Source organism: Plantibacter sp. MPB07, assembly GCF_046619465.1.
GTDB lineage: Bacteria > Actinomycetota > Actinomycetes > Actinomycetales > Microbacteriaceae > Plantibacter > Plantibacter auratus.
In genome coordinates this window covers 1832685-1849253 of the sequence record NZ_CP177043.1, presented here as the reverse complement: position 1 = coordinate 1849253, position 16569 = coordinate 1832685, and the positions used below count along the sequence as shown (strand labels likewise).

At 68.8% G+C, this 16569-nt stretch carries 15 protein-coding genes; 11 read left to right on the top strand and 4 right to left on the bottom strand.

Annotated elements, in window-relative coordinates; translation table 11 throughout:
• Positions 1–9: 9 nt before the first annotated feature.
• From ACLIME_RS08570 to corA, 3 genes are all read right to left on the bottom strand, one after another.
• Positions 10–456 (bottom strand): succinate dehydrogenase hydrophobic membrane anchor subunit, encoded by a 447-nt coding sequence (locus ACLIME_RS08570; RefSeq protein WP_064294824.1) that lies wholly within the window; start codon positions 454–456, stop codon positions 10–12.
• Entirely contained in the window at positions 456–797 is a 342-nt protein-coding gene (gene sdhC / locus ACLIME_RS08565; protein WP_064294825.1) for a succinate dehydrogenase, cytochrome b556 subunit, read from the bottom strand. The genes ACLIME_RS08570 and sdhC overlap by 1 nt, the downstream gene beginning before the upstream one ends.
• A 281-nt stretch (positions 798–1078) precedes the next feature.
• The gene (gene corA, locus ACLIME_RS08560; protein ID WP_071262530.1) at positions 1079–2203 is read right to left on the bottom strand and encodes a magnesium/cobalt transporter CorA; all 1125 of its coding nucleotides are present in this window, start codon (positions 2201–2203) and stop codon (positions 1079–1081) included.
• Positions 2204–2310: 107 nt separating this feature from the next.
• Between corA and ACLIME_RS08555 the strand changes: the two genes are divergently transcribed.
• Both ACLIME_RS08555 and ACLIME_RS08550 read left to right on the top strand, forming a co-directional pair.
• A complete protein-coding gene (locus tag ACLIME_RS08555; protein ID WP_064294827.1) occupies positions 2311–3426 on the top strand; it encodes a mannose-1-phosphate guanylyltransferase in 1116 nt (371 codons plus the stop codon).
• Between the two features lie 13 nt (positions 3427–3439).
• Positions 3440–3928: a hypothetical protein gene (locus tag ACLIME_RS08550; RefSeq protein ID WP_079707335.1), complete on the top strand. Its 489-nt coding sequence runs from the start codon at positions 3440–3442 to the stop codon at positions 3926–3928.
• A gap of 40 nt (positions 3929–3968) precedes the next feature.
• Here ACLIME_RS08550 and ACLIME_RS08545 read toward each other — a convergent pair whose 3' ends face one another.
• Positions 3969–4970, bottom strand: a complete 1002-nt coding sequence (locus ACLIME_RS08545; RefSeq protein ID WP_411558649.1) for a hypothetical protein — start codon at positions 4968–4970, stop codon at positions 3969–3971.
• A 263-nt stretch (positions 4971–5233) separates the two neighbouring features.
• Between ACLIME_RS08545 and ACLIME_RS08540 the strand changes: the two genes are divergently transcribed.
• The 9 genes from ACLIME_RS08540 to ACLIME_RS08500 all read left to right on the top strand — a co-directional run bounded on the left by ACLIME_RS08540 (position 5234) and on the right by ACLIME_RS08500 (position 16519).
• Entirely contained in the window at positions 5234–6940 is a 1707-nt protein-coding gene (locus ACLIME_RS08540; protein WP_411558648.1) for an ABC-F family ATP-binding cassette domain-containing protein, read from the top strand.
• A gap of 296 nt (positions 6941–7236) precedes the next feature.
• Complete coding sequence (locus tag ACLIME_RS08535; RefSeq protein WP_124769713.1) at positions 7237–8343, top strand: BMP family protein; 1107 nt, start codon at positions 7237–7239, stop codon at positions 8341–8343.
• A gap of 140 nt (positions 8344–8483) precedes the next feature.
• A complete protein-coding gene (locus ACLIME_RS08530) occupies positions 8484–9998 on the top strand; it encodes an ABC transporter ATP-binding protein (RefSeq protein WP_124769712.1) in 1515 nt (504 codons plus the stop codon).
• Positions 9995–11281 (top strand): ABC transporter permease, encoded by a 1287-nt coding sequence (locus ACLIME_RS08525; RefSeq protein WP_124769711.1) that lies wholly within the window; start codon positions 9995–9997, stop codon positions 11279–11281. Before ACLIME_RS08530 ends, ACLIME_RS08525 begins: the two co-directional genes overlap by 4 nt.
• Positions 11278–12579 (top strand): ABC transporter permease, encoded by a 1302-nt coding sequence (locus ACLIME_RS08520; protein WP_079707330.1) that lies wholly within the window; start codon positions 11278–11280, stop codon positions 12577–12579. Before ACLIME_RS08525 ends, ACLIME_RS08520 begins: the two co-directional genes overlap by 4 nt.
• Before the next feature lie 68 nt (positions 12580–12647).
• Complete coding sequence (locus ACLIME_RS08515) at positions 12648–13001, top strand: cytidine deaminase (protein WP_124770215.1); 354 nt, start codon at positions 12648–12650, stop codon at positions 12999–13001.
• The gene (locus ACLIME_RS08510; RefSeq protein WP_411558647.1) at positions 12998–14290 is read left to right on the top strand and encodes a thymidine phosphorylase; all 1293 of its coding nucleotides are present in this window, start codon (positions 12998–13000) and stop codon (positions 14288–14290) included. The genes ACLIME_RS08515 and ACLIME_RS08510 overlap by 4 nt, the downstream gene beginning before the upstream one ends.
• Positions 14291–14727: 437 nt before the next feature.
• Complete coding sequence (locus ACLIME_RS08505; protein WP_274500668.1) at positions 14728–15327, top strand: DUF559 domain-containing protein; 600 nt, start codon at positions 14728–14730, stop codon at positions 15325–15327.
• A gap of 61 nt (positions 15328–15388) precedes the next feature.
• Entirely contained in the window at positions 15389–16519 is a 1131-nt protein-coding gene (locus ACLIME_RS08500; protein WP_236555512.1) for an adenosine deaminase, read from the top strand.
• Positions 16520–16569 lie beyond the last annotated feature (50 nt).

Genomic DNA, 16569 nt, shown 5'->3' with positions numbered 1-16569 from the left:
CTCGGTTGCTCAGTTGGCGGGGCAGAACGACGCGAGCAGGTCTGCAGGTGCGCCGGCGGGGCACGGGTCGAAGGTGAAGACGACCAGGGTCCCGAGGATGATGAGGATGGTGACGGCGGCGAGGATCGCGACCTTGAGGACACCGCGGATCGTGCGACCCGTGGCGTAGTCGTTGACGATGGTGCGCATGCCGTTTCCGCCGTGGATCAGTGCGAGCCACAGCATGGCGACGTCCCACCACTGCCAGAAGGGGTTCGACAGCTTGCCGCCGACGAAGGCGAAGTCGATGGCCTTGATGCCGTCGCCGACCATGAGGTTGACGAACAGGTGGCCGAAGATGAGGACCAGCAGGATCACGCCGGAGACGCGCATGTAGATCCAGCCCCACTTCTCCCAGTTGACGCCCTTACGGCGCGCGGGACGAGCGGGGGTGCGGGGAGCGGCGATCGTCGTCATCAGTGGCCCATCTCGCTGAACACGTTGATCAGGTGGCGCGGCGTGAAGCCGAGCATCGTCACGACCCAGAGACCGATGACGATCCAGAACATGGGCCGCTGGTACTTGGTGCCCTTCGACCAGAAGTCGATGAGGATGATGCGGATGCCGTTGTACGCGTGGTAGGCGATGGCGGCGACGAGCGCGACCTCGCCGAGCCCCATGATGGGGTTCTTGTACGTGCCGATGACCGCGTTGTACGCCTCGGGGGAGACCCGCACCAGCGCGGTGTCGAGGACGTGCACGAGGAGGAAGAAGAAGATGGCGACGCCGGTGATCCGGTGGAGCACCCACGACCACATGCCCTCACGGCCCCGGTACAGGGTGCCGGCCGGGCGTTTGGATGTCGTGGATTCCAACGGTGACGTTCGCGTGAGACTCGCGGTCACGAGGTCCTCCCTGATAGTCGCTATCTGCGGCAGATCGTTCTGCCGTGCGGGGGTTGTTGCCTGCCGTGCGTCGAATCGGCGCGCTGGACCAAGTGTAGGCGTGGGATGCGCGGTCCCGCCGCTAAGGCTGGCCTAACTGTCTCGACGTCGAGAGAGGCCGGACATCTGCGCGACGACCGGGCGACACCGGGTGTTCACAACCAGTTCCGTCGCTTGAACACCTTGTAGAGGATGACGCTCGTGGTGGCCATGAGCGCGAGCGCCATCGGGTAGCCGAACCACCACGACAACTCCGGCATGTGGGTGAAGTTCATGCCGTAGATCCCCGCGATGAGACTCGGGCCGAACAGGATGGCGGCCCAGGAGGAGATCTTCTTCACCTCGTCGCCCTGCTTGAGGCTCGCCTCGGTCATCTTCGCCATCTCCTCGTTCTGGCGTTGCCCGACGAGGGTGCTGTTCACGGTCAGGATGTCGCGCAACAGCTCCCGGTAGGCGTCGATCCGCTGGTTGACGCTCGTGAGGTGGTCGGCGACGTCGCGGAGGCCGCGTTGCAGTTCGTCGGCGACCCCGTACTTCGCGCTGCCCTGCTCGAGCGACAGCATCACGTCGCTGAGCGGGTGCGTCGCCCGCTCGAAGGCGATGACCTCGCGGGAGAGCTGGTAGATGCGGCGGGACACCTGGGACTCGCCGACGAAGACCTGCTCCTCGATCTCGTCGATGTCGTTCGAGAGCCCGGCGACCACCGGACCGTAGCCGTCGACGACGGCGTCGATGATGGCGTACAGGATCGCCTGCGGACCGTAGGCGAGGAGTTCGTGCTCCTGCTCCATCCGCGCCCGGACGTGCGACAGGTCGGGGGACTCGGCGTGCCGGAGGGTGATGACGAAGTTCGGACCGACGAAGACGTGCAGCTCGCCGAACTCGACGGTCTCGGTCTCGTCGACGTAGTTGGCGGCCCGGAGGACGACGAACAGGACATCGTCGTACCGCTCGATCTTCGGCCGCTGGTGCGCGGTGATGGCGTCCTCGACGGCGAGCGGGTGGAGACCGAACTCCGCCGCCAGGACGCCGAGCTCGCCGGCGTCGGGCCGGTAGAGCCCGATCCACGCGACGCCGTCCGGGGTCTCATGGAGCGCGCGGAAGGTGTCCTCGAGTGAGGTGAGCGTCGAGCTGCGGGAACCGTGGCGGTAGATGCAGGCGTTGACGATGCTGTTGCGGCCGTCCAGGTCCGCTGCGTCCGGCGGACCGACGGGGACCGGGGGAGCCTGCTTGCTGCCGAAGGACGGGATCGGGATCCCGAGGACGTTGCGTCCAGCCATGCTCGTACCGTTCTTTCTCGTGCTCGATCTGGCGCTCATCGTAAACCCGTCAGATGACGCTTCCGTGCCGTCGTCCTCAGGCTGGAGCCTGGCGGTACGCTCGGGGGATGACCACGCCCCTCGAACGCTTCTACGCAGTGATCCCGGCCGGCGGCATCGGCAGTCGTCTCTGGCCGCTCTCGCGAGCCGACGCACCCAAGTTCCTGCACGACCTCACCGGCTCCGGCAGCACGCTGTTGCGCGCCACCTGGGACCGCCTCGCGCCGATCGCCGGCGACCAGCGCATCATGGTCGTCACCGGGCGTGCGCACCGCGCGGCCGTCGAACAGCAGCTGCCCGACCTCGCCGACGCCAACGTGGTCCTCGAGAGCGAGCCGCGCGACTCGACCGCCGCGATCGGGCTCGCCGCAGCGATCCTCGTCCGTCGCGAACCCGACGTCATCGTCGGCTCGTTCGCCGCCGACCACGTGATCCGCGGCGACCGCCTGTTCCGCGCCGCGGTCGCCCAGGCCGTCACGGCCGCCGAGGAGCGCTACATCGTCACGATCGGCATCCAGCCCACGGAGCCCGCCATCGGCTTCGGCTACATCAAGAGCGCCCGCGACCTCGGCATCCGCGGGGCCGAAGGGGTCATGCTGGTCGACTCCTTCGTCGAGAAGCCCGACCTCGCCACGGCCAAGCGGTACGTCTCGAGCGGCGAGCACCTCTGGAACGCCGGGATGTTCATCTCGCGGGCCGACGTCCTCCTCGAGGAGATCGGTCGGCAGAAGCCCGAACTCCTGGCGGGCCTCCTCGAACTCGCCGAGGTCTGGGACGACGCGGCGGCCCGTGGCCCGGTCGTCGACCGCGTCTGGCCGGCGCTCGAGAAGATCGCGATCGACTACTCCGTGGCTGAGCCCGCCGCGGCCGCCGGTCGCATGGCCGTCGTGCCGGCGCACTTCGACTGGGACGACGTGGGCGACTTCGCCTCGCTCGCCAAGCTCAACTCCGGGGGGCGCAAGTCCGACCTCGCCATCCTCGGCGAGAACGCGCGGGTGCTGTCGGACGCCTCCAGCGGCATCGTCGTCAGCCAGACCGGTCGGGTCATCAGCCTCATCGGCGTGCAGGACATCGTCGTCGTCGATACCCCGGACGCCCTGCTCGTCACCACGAGCGCCAACGCGCAGCGGGTGAAGAGCGTCGTGGACGCCCTCAAGTTGTCCGGTCGCGACGACGTCCTCTGATCGGCGACCGACGGTGACCGCGCTGCGCGAGCTGCTCCTGCAGGCGGGCGCGCGTCTCCAAGCCGCAGGCGTGCGTGACGAGGCCCTGGCGGAGGTCTACACACCCCGCGGACTCCCGCTCGTGAAGCGGGCACCCGCGCTGCGGCCGATCGGCCGGGCGTGGCGCCTCGGGGTCGTCCTGCTCTCGGCCGACGGTCGCCTCTTCACCGCCGCCGAATCCACTCGGGCCGTGGAGCCGAAGTGGTTCAACCACCGCTCCTCGGAGGTCGAGCACCGTCGGATCGCGCAGCAGGCGGCCCACCGCGGCCCGTTCGCCGAGGGCGACGTCGTGAACTTCGAGGTCGTCGAGCTCGCGCTGGACGAGGCGTCACTCCGGGAAGGTTCAGGCCCGCTGCGACTCGTCGACGACACGGTCATGCTCCGCTGGGCCGGGCACGACCTCGGGCTCACCCCGCTCGACGCCTACCTCGACGACCGCGTCGCGCTGCTCATCGGCGAATGACCCGTTCGTTCGCCCATCCTTGGGAGAGCGAACCGGGCGATCAGACCGCGGGGCCGAACCACTCCGTGTAGAGCCGCCAGAAGTTGCGGTTGCCGTAGGCACTGCAGGCGTCGCCAGTGCCCGAGACGTTCGCGAGGGCAGCGGCGTTCGGTTGGTACGGCGTGTAGAGGTAGAGGTTCGCCGTCGCCTGGTTGCGGATGTCGACCTGGGTACCGCCGCAGGCCGCGTCGGGGCTGTACTGGATGTAGACCGATCCCAGGTGATACGCCCGCTGATAGGACTCACCGGGCACGTTGAGCGGGTACAGCGTGTACTGCCGGAACTGCCATGCGGAACGGTAGACCTGGTTCTGGAACCCGAAGTAGTCCGCGTCGCAGCTCGCGCTGAAGTTCGGGCCGGTGTCGGGGCAGCCCCAACCCATGGCGCGCGCGTAGCCGTACTCGCTCGGCCCGGTGATGAGCGACTGCTCCTTCTGCATGAGGACGAGCAGCACCTTGGGGTTGATCCCGCACGCGTGGGCGACCTTCGCGACGATCCTCGCCGCCGACTCGTTCACAGCGCCGCGGTAGGCCTCGCAGTGCCCGGGCTCGGCCGCCGGGACGGACTCGGTGCTGGCACGGAAGTCCGCCAGGCACGGCACGCCGTCTTTCGGGGTACAGGGCTGGGAGGCGAAGAACGCCTGGACGTCCGCCTCGCTCATGGCGTTCGCGTCGTAGAAGTTCGCGTCGCTGATGATCTCGCCCGGGTCGAAGTCCGTGCCGCGGACCGTGGGCGGCGCCGGCTGGGCAGGCTTGCTCGGAGCCGGCTTCGTCGGCTTCGGGCTCGCCGTCGAGGGCGTGGTCGGCGAGGGACTCGGGGTGGGCGTCGGCGTCGTCTGCGCCCGGCTCAGCTGCGAGCTCGCGGCGGCCGCGGTCGCCGGCGTGGTCGGCAGTGCGCCGAGTGCGACGAGCGCACCGATACCGAGCGCGGCGACCAGCGAGGCCGCGGTCGATCGATGCGCACGGCGACGCCGCGCGGGCGAGGGGACCGACGGAGCACGCATGACGACCAGCCTAATCGGGACCGGTGACGTGCAGGGCTTGCGGCGGCCGACAACCGACGGATAGCCTGAGATCACTGTGAAGAACTGAGCGAATCGACGTCCCGCGCCTGCGGCAGACCATCACGAACGTGATGTGCCCGGCGGGAATCCATCGAGGTACGCCAGACGCTTCCAGGTCCGCCCAGGAGTTCGAGCCCAGCGCTCACTCCTGACGTGTCGGACGACGACCGCACGCGGCGTGCCCCATCTCGAAAGGGGCCTCCATGCGAGCACCCACGACCCACGCAACACCAGTCCACCGTCGCACCGCTTCGACCTTCGGGCGATCCATCGACATCCAGCAACTCCGCGCCGACGGCGTCACCCGCTCCTACGGCGACCGCGTCGTGTTGCGCGACGTCGACCTCGTCGTGTCGGCCGGGGATCGTCTCGGCCTGATCGGCGAGAACGGCGCGGGGAAGTCCACGCTGCTGCGCATCCTCGCCGGGATCGATGATCCGGACGACGGCGAGGCCGTCCGCCCGCTGCGCACCGGCATCCTCATGCAGGAACTCGAGCTCCCGGAGGACACGACGGTCGGCGAGTTGCTGGAGCAGGCGCTCGGCGAGGTCCGCGCCGTCGAGCAGGAGCTCGAGACGTCGGCGGCGGCACTCGGTGAGACGGGTTCCGCCGGTGACGGTTCCGCCGAGCAGCGGTATGCCGCCGCGCTCGATGCGGCGGAACGCGCCGACGTCTGGACGGCGGACGCCCGGTTGGACGCGGTCGTCGACGGCCTCGGCATCGCCGCGATCGAACGGTCGCGACGACTCGGTGAGGTGAGCGGGGGACAGCGATCCCGCTTCGCCCTCGCCGCGCTCCTCGTCGCGAGACCGACCGCACTGCTGCTCGACGAGCCGACCAACCATCTGGACGACGAGGCGGTCGCGTTCCTCCGCGGCCACCTGTCGGAGTGGCCGGGTCCGGTGCTCTTCGCGAGCCATGACCGCGCCTTCCTCGACGAGGTGGCGACGGGGCTCGTCGACATCGATCCGTCCCGCCCCGTCCCTGTCGGCGAGGCGTCACCCGTCGTGGAGTTCGGCGGGCCGTTCAGCGAGTACCTCGACTGGAAGGCAGCGGAACTCGATCGCTGGTCGGCGCGTCATGAAGAGGAGCAGGCCGAACTGCGCCGCCTCGCGTCCGCGGTGCACGACGTCGCCCCGCGGATCAACCACGATCGGGGCATCCGCGACAACAACCGCATGGCCTTCGGCATGCGCGGCGACCGCGTCGAGCAGCAGATCAGTCGGCGGGTGCGGAACGCGCAGCTCCGACTCGAGGTCCTCGAGCGCGAGCAGGTGCGGCGCCCGCCTCGCCAGCTCTCGTTCGCAGGGATCCCGAGCGGATCGACGGTCCTCGACGAGGGGGAGCAGCTGCTCGACCTCGCCGACGCCCGCGTGGACGGCCGGCTGCACCTCGAACGCCTGCAGCTGGCGCCCCGGTCGCGGGTGCTGGTCACCGGGGCGAACGGTTCGGGGAAGTCGACGCTCCTGGCGGTCCTCGCCGGTTCGCTGCGTCTCGATGCGGGGACGCTCCTCCGGCGGAAGGGGCTCCGCGTGGGGCTCCTCGAGCAGGACGTCGTGTTCCCGGATGCGGAGCGATCACCTCGGGAGGTCTACGACCGGATGCTCGGCGAGGCGCGTGCAGCGCGCACCCCGCTCGCGGGTCTCGGGCTCCTGGCACTTCGCGACCTCGACCGCCCGATCGGCCAGCTCTCCGTCGGGCAGCAGCGCCGTCTGGCCCTGGCGCTGATCATCGCGCGGCCTCCGCACCTGTTCCTCCTGGACGAGCCGACGAACCACCTGTCGCTCACGCTTGCGACGGAGCTCGAGGACGCCCTCGGCGACTATCCGGGCGCGGTCGTCATCGCGAGCCACGACCGATGGCTCCGTCGGCGCTGGAGCGGCGACACCCTGATGCTGGACCGCCGCTGACCGGGATCCCGGCCGGTTCTGCCTGGGCATCGAGCCGCGCTCGGTGCCCAGGTGGGAACCGCAGCTACCCGGAGCGCAAGGCGACCGCCGGCGGGGTCGCTCCGCGCTCACGTGCGCAGCATCACGGCCCGGCGATGCGCGTCTGCGCATCCGCGTGTTTCCGGCGCATGACGCCGGTGCCACCGTTCTGTAACGCTTCGGTCGCGAAGCCGGGATCGTCCGTTCGGCAGTCGTCGTATTGGGTAACGTAACCCCATACGCCCCGTGACCCGCGGGGCTGCATCTTGGAGGCTACCTTGGCAATCTCAACTCGGAAGGCCGCTGCGGGCGCAATCGCCGGCGTCGGTCTCATGGCACTGCTCGCCGGCTGCGCATCGGCTCCCAGCACCGGCGACGGCGACTCGACCGGTGCCGCATCCGACTTCCTCCCGTGCATGGTCTCCGACGCCGGTGGCTTCACCGACAAGTCGTTCAACCAGCTCGGCTACGAGGGTCTGACCGAGGCGGCGAAGGAGCTCGGCGTCGAGCCCATCACCGTCCAGTCCGACAAGGCCGACGACTACAAGCCGAACCTGCAGAGCCTGGCCGACCAGGGCTGCTCGCTCATCGTCAGCGTCGGCTTCGCCCTCTCCGCCGACACGGTCGACGCGGCACTCGCGAACCCGGACGTCGATTACGCGATCATCGACGACGCGGCCGACAACGACTTCGACGGCAAGGTCGACGCCCCGAACATCAAGCCGATCCTGTTCGACACCGTCCAGGCCGCGTTCCTCGCGGGCTACGCGGCGGCCGACTACTCGAAGACCGGCGTCGTCGGCACCTTCGGCGGCCAGCCCTTCCCGTCCGTCCAGATCTTCATGGACGGCTTCGCCGAGGGCGTCGCGTACTACAACGAGCAGAAGGGCAAGAGCGTCCAGGTCGTCGGTTGGGACGTCGCCGCTCAGACCGGTTCCTTCACCGGTGGCTTCGAGGCGAACGACACCGCCAAGCAGCTCGCCCGCACACTCATCGACCAGAACGCCGACGTGCTCCTTCCGGTCGGTGGCCCGATCTTCCTGAGCGCGATCGCCGAGATCCAGGAGACAGGTAAGGACATCGCCATGATCGGTGTCGACGCCGACCTGTACGAGACCAACTCCGAGAACAAGGGCCTGTTCCTGACCTCCATCCTCAAGGGCATGAAGGCCGGCGTCGCCGACACCGTGACCGAGGCCGGTGGCGGCAAGTTCGACGCAGCTGCGTACATCGGCACCCTCGAGAACGAGGGCGTCGGCCTCGCGCCGTTCCACGACTTCGAGTCCAAGGTCTCCCCGACCCTGGCCGACGAGCTCGACACGATCAAGGCTGGCATCATCGACGGTTCCATCAAAGCGACCTCGGTCTCCTCGCCCGTCAAGTAGTCCCTCTTCACCCGGGCCCTCGCCCGGGACTCCGGGGGGAGGTCGCGATCCGCGACCTCCCCCCGCTTTGTTCGCGGCACGGCCGGACGGCGATCCCGACCGCCTGTGCCGACATCCGACACGTGACTAGATTGGGACCCATGAAGCTCGAGCTCCGCGGCATCACCAAACGGTTCGGTGCACTCACCGCCAACGACCACATCGACCTCACCGTCGAACCGGGGGAGATCCACTGTCTCCTCGGCGAGAACGGTGCCGGCAAATCCACCCTCATGAACGTCCTCTACGGCCTCTATCAGGCCGACGAGGGCGAGATCCTCCTGGACGACGTCGTCCAGCACTTCCAGGGCCCTGGCGACGCCATGGGCGCCGGCATCGGCATGGTGCACCAGCACTTCATGCTCATCCCCGTCTTCACCGTCGCCGAGAACGTCATGCTCGGCCACGAGCAGACCAAGGGCGGTGGCCGCCTCGACGTCGCAGCGGCCCGCAAGCTCGTCATCGACATCTCCGAGCGGTTCGGCTTCAGCCTCGACCCGGACGCCATCGTCGGCGACCTCCCGGTCGGAGTGCAGCAGCGCGTCGAGATCGTCAAGGCGCTCTCCCGCAACGCCAACGTCCTCGTCTTCGACGAGCCCACCGCCGTGCTCACCCCACAGGAGACGGACGAGCTCATGGCGATCATGAAGCAGCTGAAGGACGAGGGCACGTCCATCGTCTTCATCACGCACAAGTTGCGTGAGGTCCGCGAAGTCGCCGACCGCATCACCGTCATCCGACTCGGCAAGGTCGTCGGCGAGGCCTCGCCCACCGCGACGAACGCCGAGCTGGCGTCCCTCATGGTCGGGCGTCCCGTCGAACTCACGGTCCACAAGGAGGCGCCGAACCTCGGCGACACCACCTTCACCGTGCACGACCTGTCCGTCGTCGACCACCTCGGCCAGCTCGTCGTCAACGGCGTCAGCTTCGAGGTGCGCGAGGGCGAGGTGCTCGCCATCGCCGGCGTCCAGGGGAACGGGCAGACCGAGCTCACCGAGGCGATCCTCGGGCTGCAGCCGCACACCAAGGGCAGCATCAAGCTCGACGGTGTCGAACTCGTCGGGTCCACCCCGCGCAAGGTGCTCGACGCCGGCGTCGGCTTCGTGCCGGAGGACCGATCCGAGGACGGGCTCGTCAAACAGTTCACCATCGCCGAGAACCTCATGCTGGACCGATCGACGGGTGCACCCTTCGTGAAGGGCGGCAACGTCCAGCGCGGATTCCGCGACGAGTTCGCACGCGAGAAGTCGCAGGAGTTCGACGTCCGGTCGCAGGGCATCGAGTCGCCGGCCGGCTCCCTGTCGGGCGGCAACCAGCAGAAGGTCGTCCTCGCCCGTGAGCTCAGCCGTGAGCTGCGGCTGTTCGTCGCCGCACAGCCGACCCGCGGGATCGACGTCGGCTCGATCGAGTTCGTGCACAAGCGCATCGTCGCCACGCGCGACGCCGGCATCCCCGTCATCGTCGTGTCGACCGAGCTCGACGAGGTCGTCGCGCTCGCCGACCGCATCGCGGTCATGTACCGCGGCGGCATCGTCGGGATCGTCCCGGCATCGACCCCCAGAGAGGTCCTCGGCCTCATGATGGCCGGCGAACTCCCGGCAGGAGCAGCAGCATGAGCGAGACGTCCCACACCCCGCCCGGAACGGTCCAGCCGGTGGCACCGGGCGAGGCGAAGCCCGACACGACCCAGCCGCGCTCGAACAAGGTGCTCGCCGAGATCCTCAACTCGAGCATCGTCATCTCGATCCTCGCCGTCGTCCTGGCGATGGTCGTCGGTGCGATCCTCATCGCGCTGACCGATCCGAAGGTCCACACCGCCGCCGGGTACTTCTTCGCGCGCCCGGGCGACACGATCGCGGCGGTCTGGCAGTCGGCGACCGGTGCGTACGGCGCGCTCTTCCAGGGGTCGATCTACAACTTCAAGCGCCCCGACTTCCTGAACGGCATCCGCCCGCTGACGGAGACGCTGACCTTCGCGACCCCGCTGATCCTCGCCGGACTCGGTGTCGGCCTGGCGTTCCGGGTCGGCATGTTCAACATCGGTGGACGCGGTCAGATGCTCATCGCCGCCGCCTGCGCCGGATGGGTCGGCTTCACGCTCGACCTCCCGCCCGTGGTGCACCTGCTCGTCGCGATCGCCGCCGGCATCATCGGTGGCGCGTTCTGGGGCGGCATCGTCGGCGTCCTGAAGGCCCGCACCGGCGCGCACGAGGTGATCATCACGATCATGCTCAACTACGTCGCGTTCTACCTCATCACCTTCATGCTCTCCACGCAGGGGCTGTTGCAGGCTCCCGGGTCGAACGTGCCGAAGAGCGCGGGGATGGCGGAGAACGCCGTCCTGCCCAAGCTCCTCGGTGACCGCTACAACCTGCACGCCGGCTTCCTCATCGCGATCCTCGCGGTCGTGTTCGTGTGGTGGTTGTTCAGTCGTTCCTCGATCGGCTTCCGCTTCCGCGCGGTCGGTGAGAACCCGAACGCAGCGCGCGTCGCGGGTATCGACGTGAAGAACACCTACGTGTACGCCATGCTGCTCTCCGGTGGACTGATCGGTCTCGCCGGCGTCTCGCAGGTGCTCGGAACGGTGACCTCCGGGTTCGACAACGGCATCGACGCCGGCATCGGCTTCGACGCCATCACCGTCGCGCTCCTCGGACGTAGCCGGCCGGGCGGCATCCTCATCGCCGGCATCCTGTTCGGTGCGCTCAAGGCCGGTGGGTACTCCATGCAGGCCACCCAGGGCGTCAACGTGCCGATCGACATCGTGCTCGTCCTCCAGGCACTCATCGTGCTGTTCATCGCGGCTCCGCCGCTCGTGCGGGCGATCTTCTTCCTGCCGAAGCCCGACGGTTCGACGCGCCGAACGCGTCGCTCCGCCAAGAAGGAGGTGTCCGCATGAGTGGATTCACGCTCGACAAGCAGACGCCGCAGCCGGCTCCCGACGCCCCGATCGTCCTCGAGACGGTCGTCGTCCGGAGCTGGAAGGCCCCGATCGCATTCGGGATCTTCACCGTCATCGCGTTCCTGTTGTTCGTCATCTGGCACCGCGACGGCAACAGCACGTTCCGGCTCTCCAGCGACGGCGACGTCATCCAGCTGCCGACGGTCGTGCTCCCGTCCACGGTCACGGGCATCGTCGTCACGATCCTCCTGGCCGCCATCACGGCACTGAGCGCGTACCTGGTCACGACGGGCAAGAAGGTCCCGCTCTGGCTCATCACCGTGTTCGGTGTGCTGTTCATGGTCGGGTTCCTGTCGTGGGCCGCCGCGGGCAAGGCGATCCCGATCACCGGGCTCCTGCTCGGCACGGTCGCCCTGAGCGTCCCGCTCATCTTCGGCGCGCTCGGCGGCGTCATCTCCGAGCGGGTCGGCGTCGTGAACATCGCGATCGAGGGCCAGCTGCTCGCCGGAGCGTTCTCGTCCGCCTTCGTCGCCTCGGTGACGGGGAACGCCTTCCTCGGGCTCGTCGCGGCGATGATCGCCGGCACGCTTGTGAGCTTCCTGCTCGCGGCGTTCTCGATCAAGTACCTCGTCGACCAGGTCATCGTCGGTGTGGTGCTCAACGTCCTCGTCGTCGGACTCACGAGCTTCCTGTACTCGCAGGTGCTCACGAAGAACGAGGCGCTCTTCAACAGCCCGCCGAAGTTCCCCCGGATCAACATCCCGATCCTCAGCGAGATCCCGCTCATCGGGCCCGTGCTGTTCCGCCAGACGATCATCATCTACCTGATGTACATCGCCGTGGCCGTGGTCTTCTTCTGCCTGTTCTACACGCGCTGGGGCCTCCGCCTCCGCGCCGTGGGTGAGCACCCGCAGGCGGCCGACACCGTCGGCATCAACGTGAACCGGACGCGGTTCTGGAACGTCGCGCTCGCGGGCGCGATCGTCGGCCTCGGTGGGGCGTACTTCACCCTCGGCTCGGTCGGTGCGTTCAACAAGGAGATGACGGCGGGTGCCGGCTACATCGCGCTCGCAGCGGTCATCTTCGGACGCTGGGACCCGCTCAAGGCGACGCTCGCCGCGCTGCTGTTCGGCTTCACGCAGAACCTGCAGTTCGCGTTGAGTGCCATCGGCTCGCCGGTGCCGAGCGCGTTCATGCTCATGCTCCCGTACGTGGTGACGATCTTCGCGGTCGCCGGACTCGTCGGCATCTCCCGCGGACCGGCAGCCGCCGGCAAGCCCTACGTGAAGGGCTGATCGTGAGCGACACGACGACCACGCCGCCCATCGACTGGGAGGCGCTGCACACCGCGGCCCGGGAGGCGATGGGTCACGCCTATGTGCCCTACAGCCGGTTCCCGGTCGGCGCGGCTGCTCTCGTCGACGACGGCCGGATCATCTCCGGCTGCAACGTCGAGAACGCCAGCTACGGCCTGACGCTGTGCGCGGAGTGCGCGCTCGTCTCCGCCCTCCACATGTCGGGCGGAGGACGCCTCGTGGCGTTCGCCTGCGTCGACGGCAAGGGCGAACGCCTCATGCCGTGCGGCCGGTGCCGACAGCTGCTGTACGAGCACTCGACGGCGGGCATGCTGCTCGACACCGTCTCCGGCATCCGCACCATCGACGAGGTCCTGCCGGACGCTTTCGGACCCCGTCAACTCGAGGAGTACCACGCATGAGTTCCGTAGAAGCATTCGACGTCGTCGACCTCATCCGCACGAAGCGCGACCGCGGCGAGCTGTCGACGCCGCAGATCGACTGGCTGATCGACGCCTTCACCCGCGGCTACGTCGCCGACGAGCAGATGTCGGCGCTGGCGATGGCGATCCTGCTGAACGGCATGGAGCGGCGCGAGATCCGCGACCTCACGATGGCGATGATCGCGAGTGGCGAGCGGATGAGTTTCGCGTCGCTCGACAAGCCGACCTCTGACAAGCACTCGACCGGCGGCGTCGGCGACAAGATCACCCTGCCGCTCGCCCCGCTCGTCGCCGTCTTCGGCGTCGCGGTGCCGCAGTTGTCGGGCCGCGGGCTCGGGCACACGGGTGGGACGCTCGACAAGCTCGAGAGCATCCCCGGCTGGCGTGCGGCGTTGACGAACGACGAGATGATGGCGCAGCTGGAGGACGTCGGCGCGGTCATCTGCGCCGCCGGCTCCGGTCTCGCCCCGGCCGACAAGCGCCTGTACGCCCTGCGCGACACGACGGGCACGGTCGAGGCGATCCCGCTCATCGCGTCGAGCATCATGTCGAAGAAGATCGCCGAAGGCACCGGGGCGCTCGTCCTCGACGTCAAGTTCGGCTCCGGCGCCTTCATGCAGGACTACGAGCGTGCCGAGGAACTGGCGCGCACGATGGTCGCGCTCGGAACGGACGCCGGTGTGGCCACGACCGCGCTGTTGACGGACATGAACGTCCCGCTCGGCCTCGCGATCGGCAACGCGAACGAGGTCCGCGAGTCCGTCGAGGTCCTCGCGGGTGGCGGTCCGGCGGACGTCGTCGAGCTGACGCTCGCCCTCGCGCGGGAGATGCTGACCCTCGCCGGGCAGCCGGACGCTGACGTCGAGGGCGCCCTCGCGGACGGTCGGGCCATGGACGTCTGGAAGCGCATGATCCGCGCACAGGACGGCGACCCGGACGCACCGCTGCCGGTCGCCAAGGAGACCCACGTCGTCACGGCGTCGCGCGACGGCGTGCTGGCGACGCAGGAGGCACTGCCGTTCGGCATCGCGGCATGGCGCCTCGGTGCCGGTCGGGCCAGGCAGCAGGACCCGGTCATCCACGCGGCGGGCATCGACCTGCACGCGAAGCCGGGCGACGAGGTCCGGGCCGGACAGCCGCTCTTCACGCTGAGCGCCGACGATGCAGCACGCTTCCCGCGGGCGCTCGAGGCCCTCGACGGTGCGTACACGATCGAGGACACCGCGCCCCCGCGCGGCCCCATCGTCCGGGCCCGCATCGAGGCCTGAGTCCGTTGAGATGAGGCAACTCGTCGTCCATCGCCGTTCCGGACGACGAGTTGCCTCACCTGAGTACGCGACCTGTGGAGAACGACGGGGGAAGCTCCTGCCGGCGGCACGATCGAAGGATGACCTTCCGATCCTCGATCCCGATCATGGCCGGGCCGAAGCCCGCTCAGTCGGCAGTGCGCGCCGGGTTCACTCCCCGCCAGCTCCGGAACCCAGCGCTTGGTGCTCCCTTCCACGGGATCCGAACGCCACCGGGCTACCCGACTGACCTGTACCACCAAGCGGTCGCCTACCTGAGTGCTCTCCCGATCGGGGGAGCCTTCAGCCATCAGACGGCCGCTGCTCTGCACGGCATCCCGACGCCCAGGCCGACGAGTCCGGACGTCCCGCTGCATGTCATGTCACCTGCTGGCGTCCGGGCGCGAGAGGGGCGCGGCGTGGTGGGACATCGCGGCACCCTCGGCCCGGGGGACATCGTCGATCTCGACGGACTCCCGGTCACCAGTGTCGAGCGGACCTGGTGCGACCTCGCGACGGTGGTACCGCTCCCGGCATTGATCGCCGCCGGCGACGCCCTGCTCTGGTTCCTGGATCCTCGGACGTCCCTCGATCGGCTTCGTCAGGCCGTCGAGGAGTATCCGTCGCGTCGTGGCGTCGTCGCCCTTCGGTCGGCGATCCCGCGGTTGCATGACCGCTGCCAGTCGCCGAAGGAGACCGAGCTCCGGTTGATCCTCGAGGCGTCGGCGCTCCCGAAGGCGGAGCACAACGCCGAGATCGTCCTCCACGGCTCCGGGCGAGTGGTCCGGGGCGATGTGGTGTTCCGTGTCCAGCGTCTGGTCCTCGAGTACGAGGGAGACCATCACCGGACCGACCGGTCGCAATGGCGGAAGGACATCGCGCGCACGGAGGATTTGGCACATGAGGGATGGACGGTGATGCGCTTGACTGCCGACGACCTCCGCCGACCGTCGATGCTCGCGGAGCGCATCCGGGTGCGCCTCGGCGGCCCCGGCCGAGTTGAGGCGGTTGGTCGTTGAGGGCGATGGGGAGTGACGAAGTGCCTCACCTCGACGGAGCGTGAGCGGTACAGTGAACCCCGTGACCTCTGCAGACGAATCCCCCCTCTCCGGCGTCGACCTCCGCGCGCTCCCGAAGATCTCGCTCCACGACCACCTCGACGGCGGTGTGCGGCCCGCAACGATCATCGAGCTGGGCGAAGCGAACGGTGTCGACGTCCCCGTGTCGGACCCCGACGGCCTGGCCGACTGGTTCTACACGCAGTGCAACGCCGGCTCGCTCGTCGAGTACCTGAAGACCTTCGACCTCAGCACCGCGGTCATGCAGACCGAGGAGGGGCTCGTCCGCATCGCGCGCGAGTTCGTCCAGGACCTCGCTGCGGACGGCGTCATCTACGGCGAGGTGCGCTGGGCTCCCGAACAGCACCTCACCCGGGGTCTCAGCCTCGACGCGGTCGTCGAGGCCGTCCAGGAGGGCATCGAGCTCGGCATCAAGGACGCGGCCCACTCCGGCTCCGACATCCAGATCGGCCAGCTCGTCACGGCCATGCGGCACGCCGACCGCGCGCTCGAGATCGCTGAGCTCGCCGTGCGCCATCGCGAGCGCGGCGTTGTCGGGTTCGACATCGCCGGCGCTGAGGCAGGCTTCCCCGCCAGCAAGCACCGGCTGGCGTTCGACTACCTCGCGGCCGAGCTGTTCCCGGTCACCGTCCACGCGGGGGAGGCCGACGGCATCGAGTCGATCCGGAGCGCCATGCTCGACGGCCGTGCGCTGCGACTCGGCCACGGTGTCCGCATCGCCGAGGACATCTTCATCGAGCGCGACGACGCCGAGTCCCTCTACGCCACGCTCGGTCCCGTCGCGGAGTGGGTCCGCGACCGCAAGATCCCGTTGGAGCTCAGCCCGCAGTCGAACCTGCAGACCGGAGCCATCGCGGCCTGGGGCGAGGAGCTCGAGGACCACCCGTTCGACCTGCTCTACCAGCTCGACTTCGCCGTCACGGTGAACGTCGACAACCGCACGATGAGCGACACGAGCCTGACGAAGGAGCTCGCGCTCCTCTCCGAGGCGTTCGACTACGACCTCACCGACCTGGAGACCTTCCAGCTGAACGCCGCCGCCGCGACGTTCCAGCCGCTGGAGATCCGTGAGGCCCTGGCGGACCGCATCAGCGAGGCGTTCGACGAGTTCCTCGACGACGACGAGGACTGACGATGCCGGCAGGTGCTGTTCCGGCGACGGCCTGGGCGGCACCTGCGCGG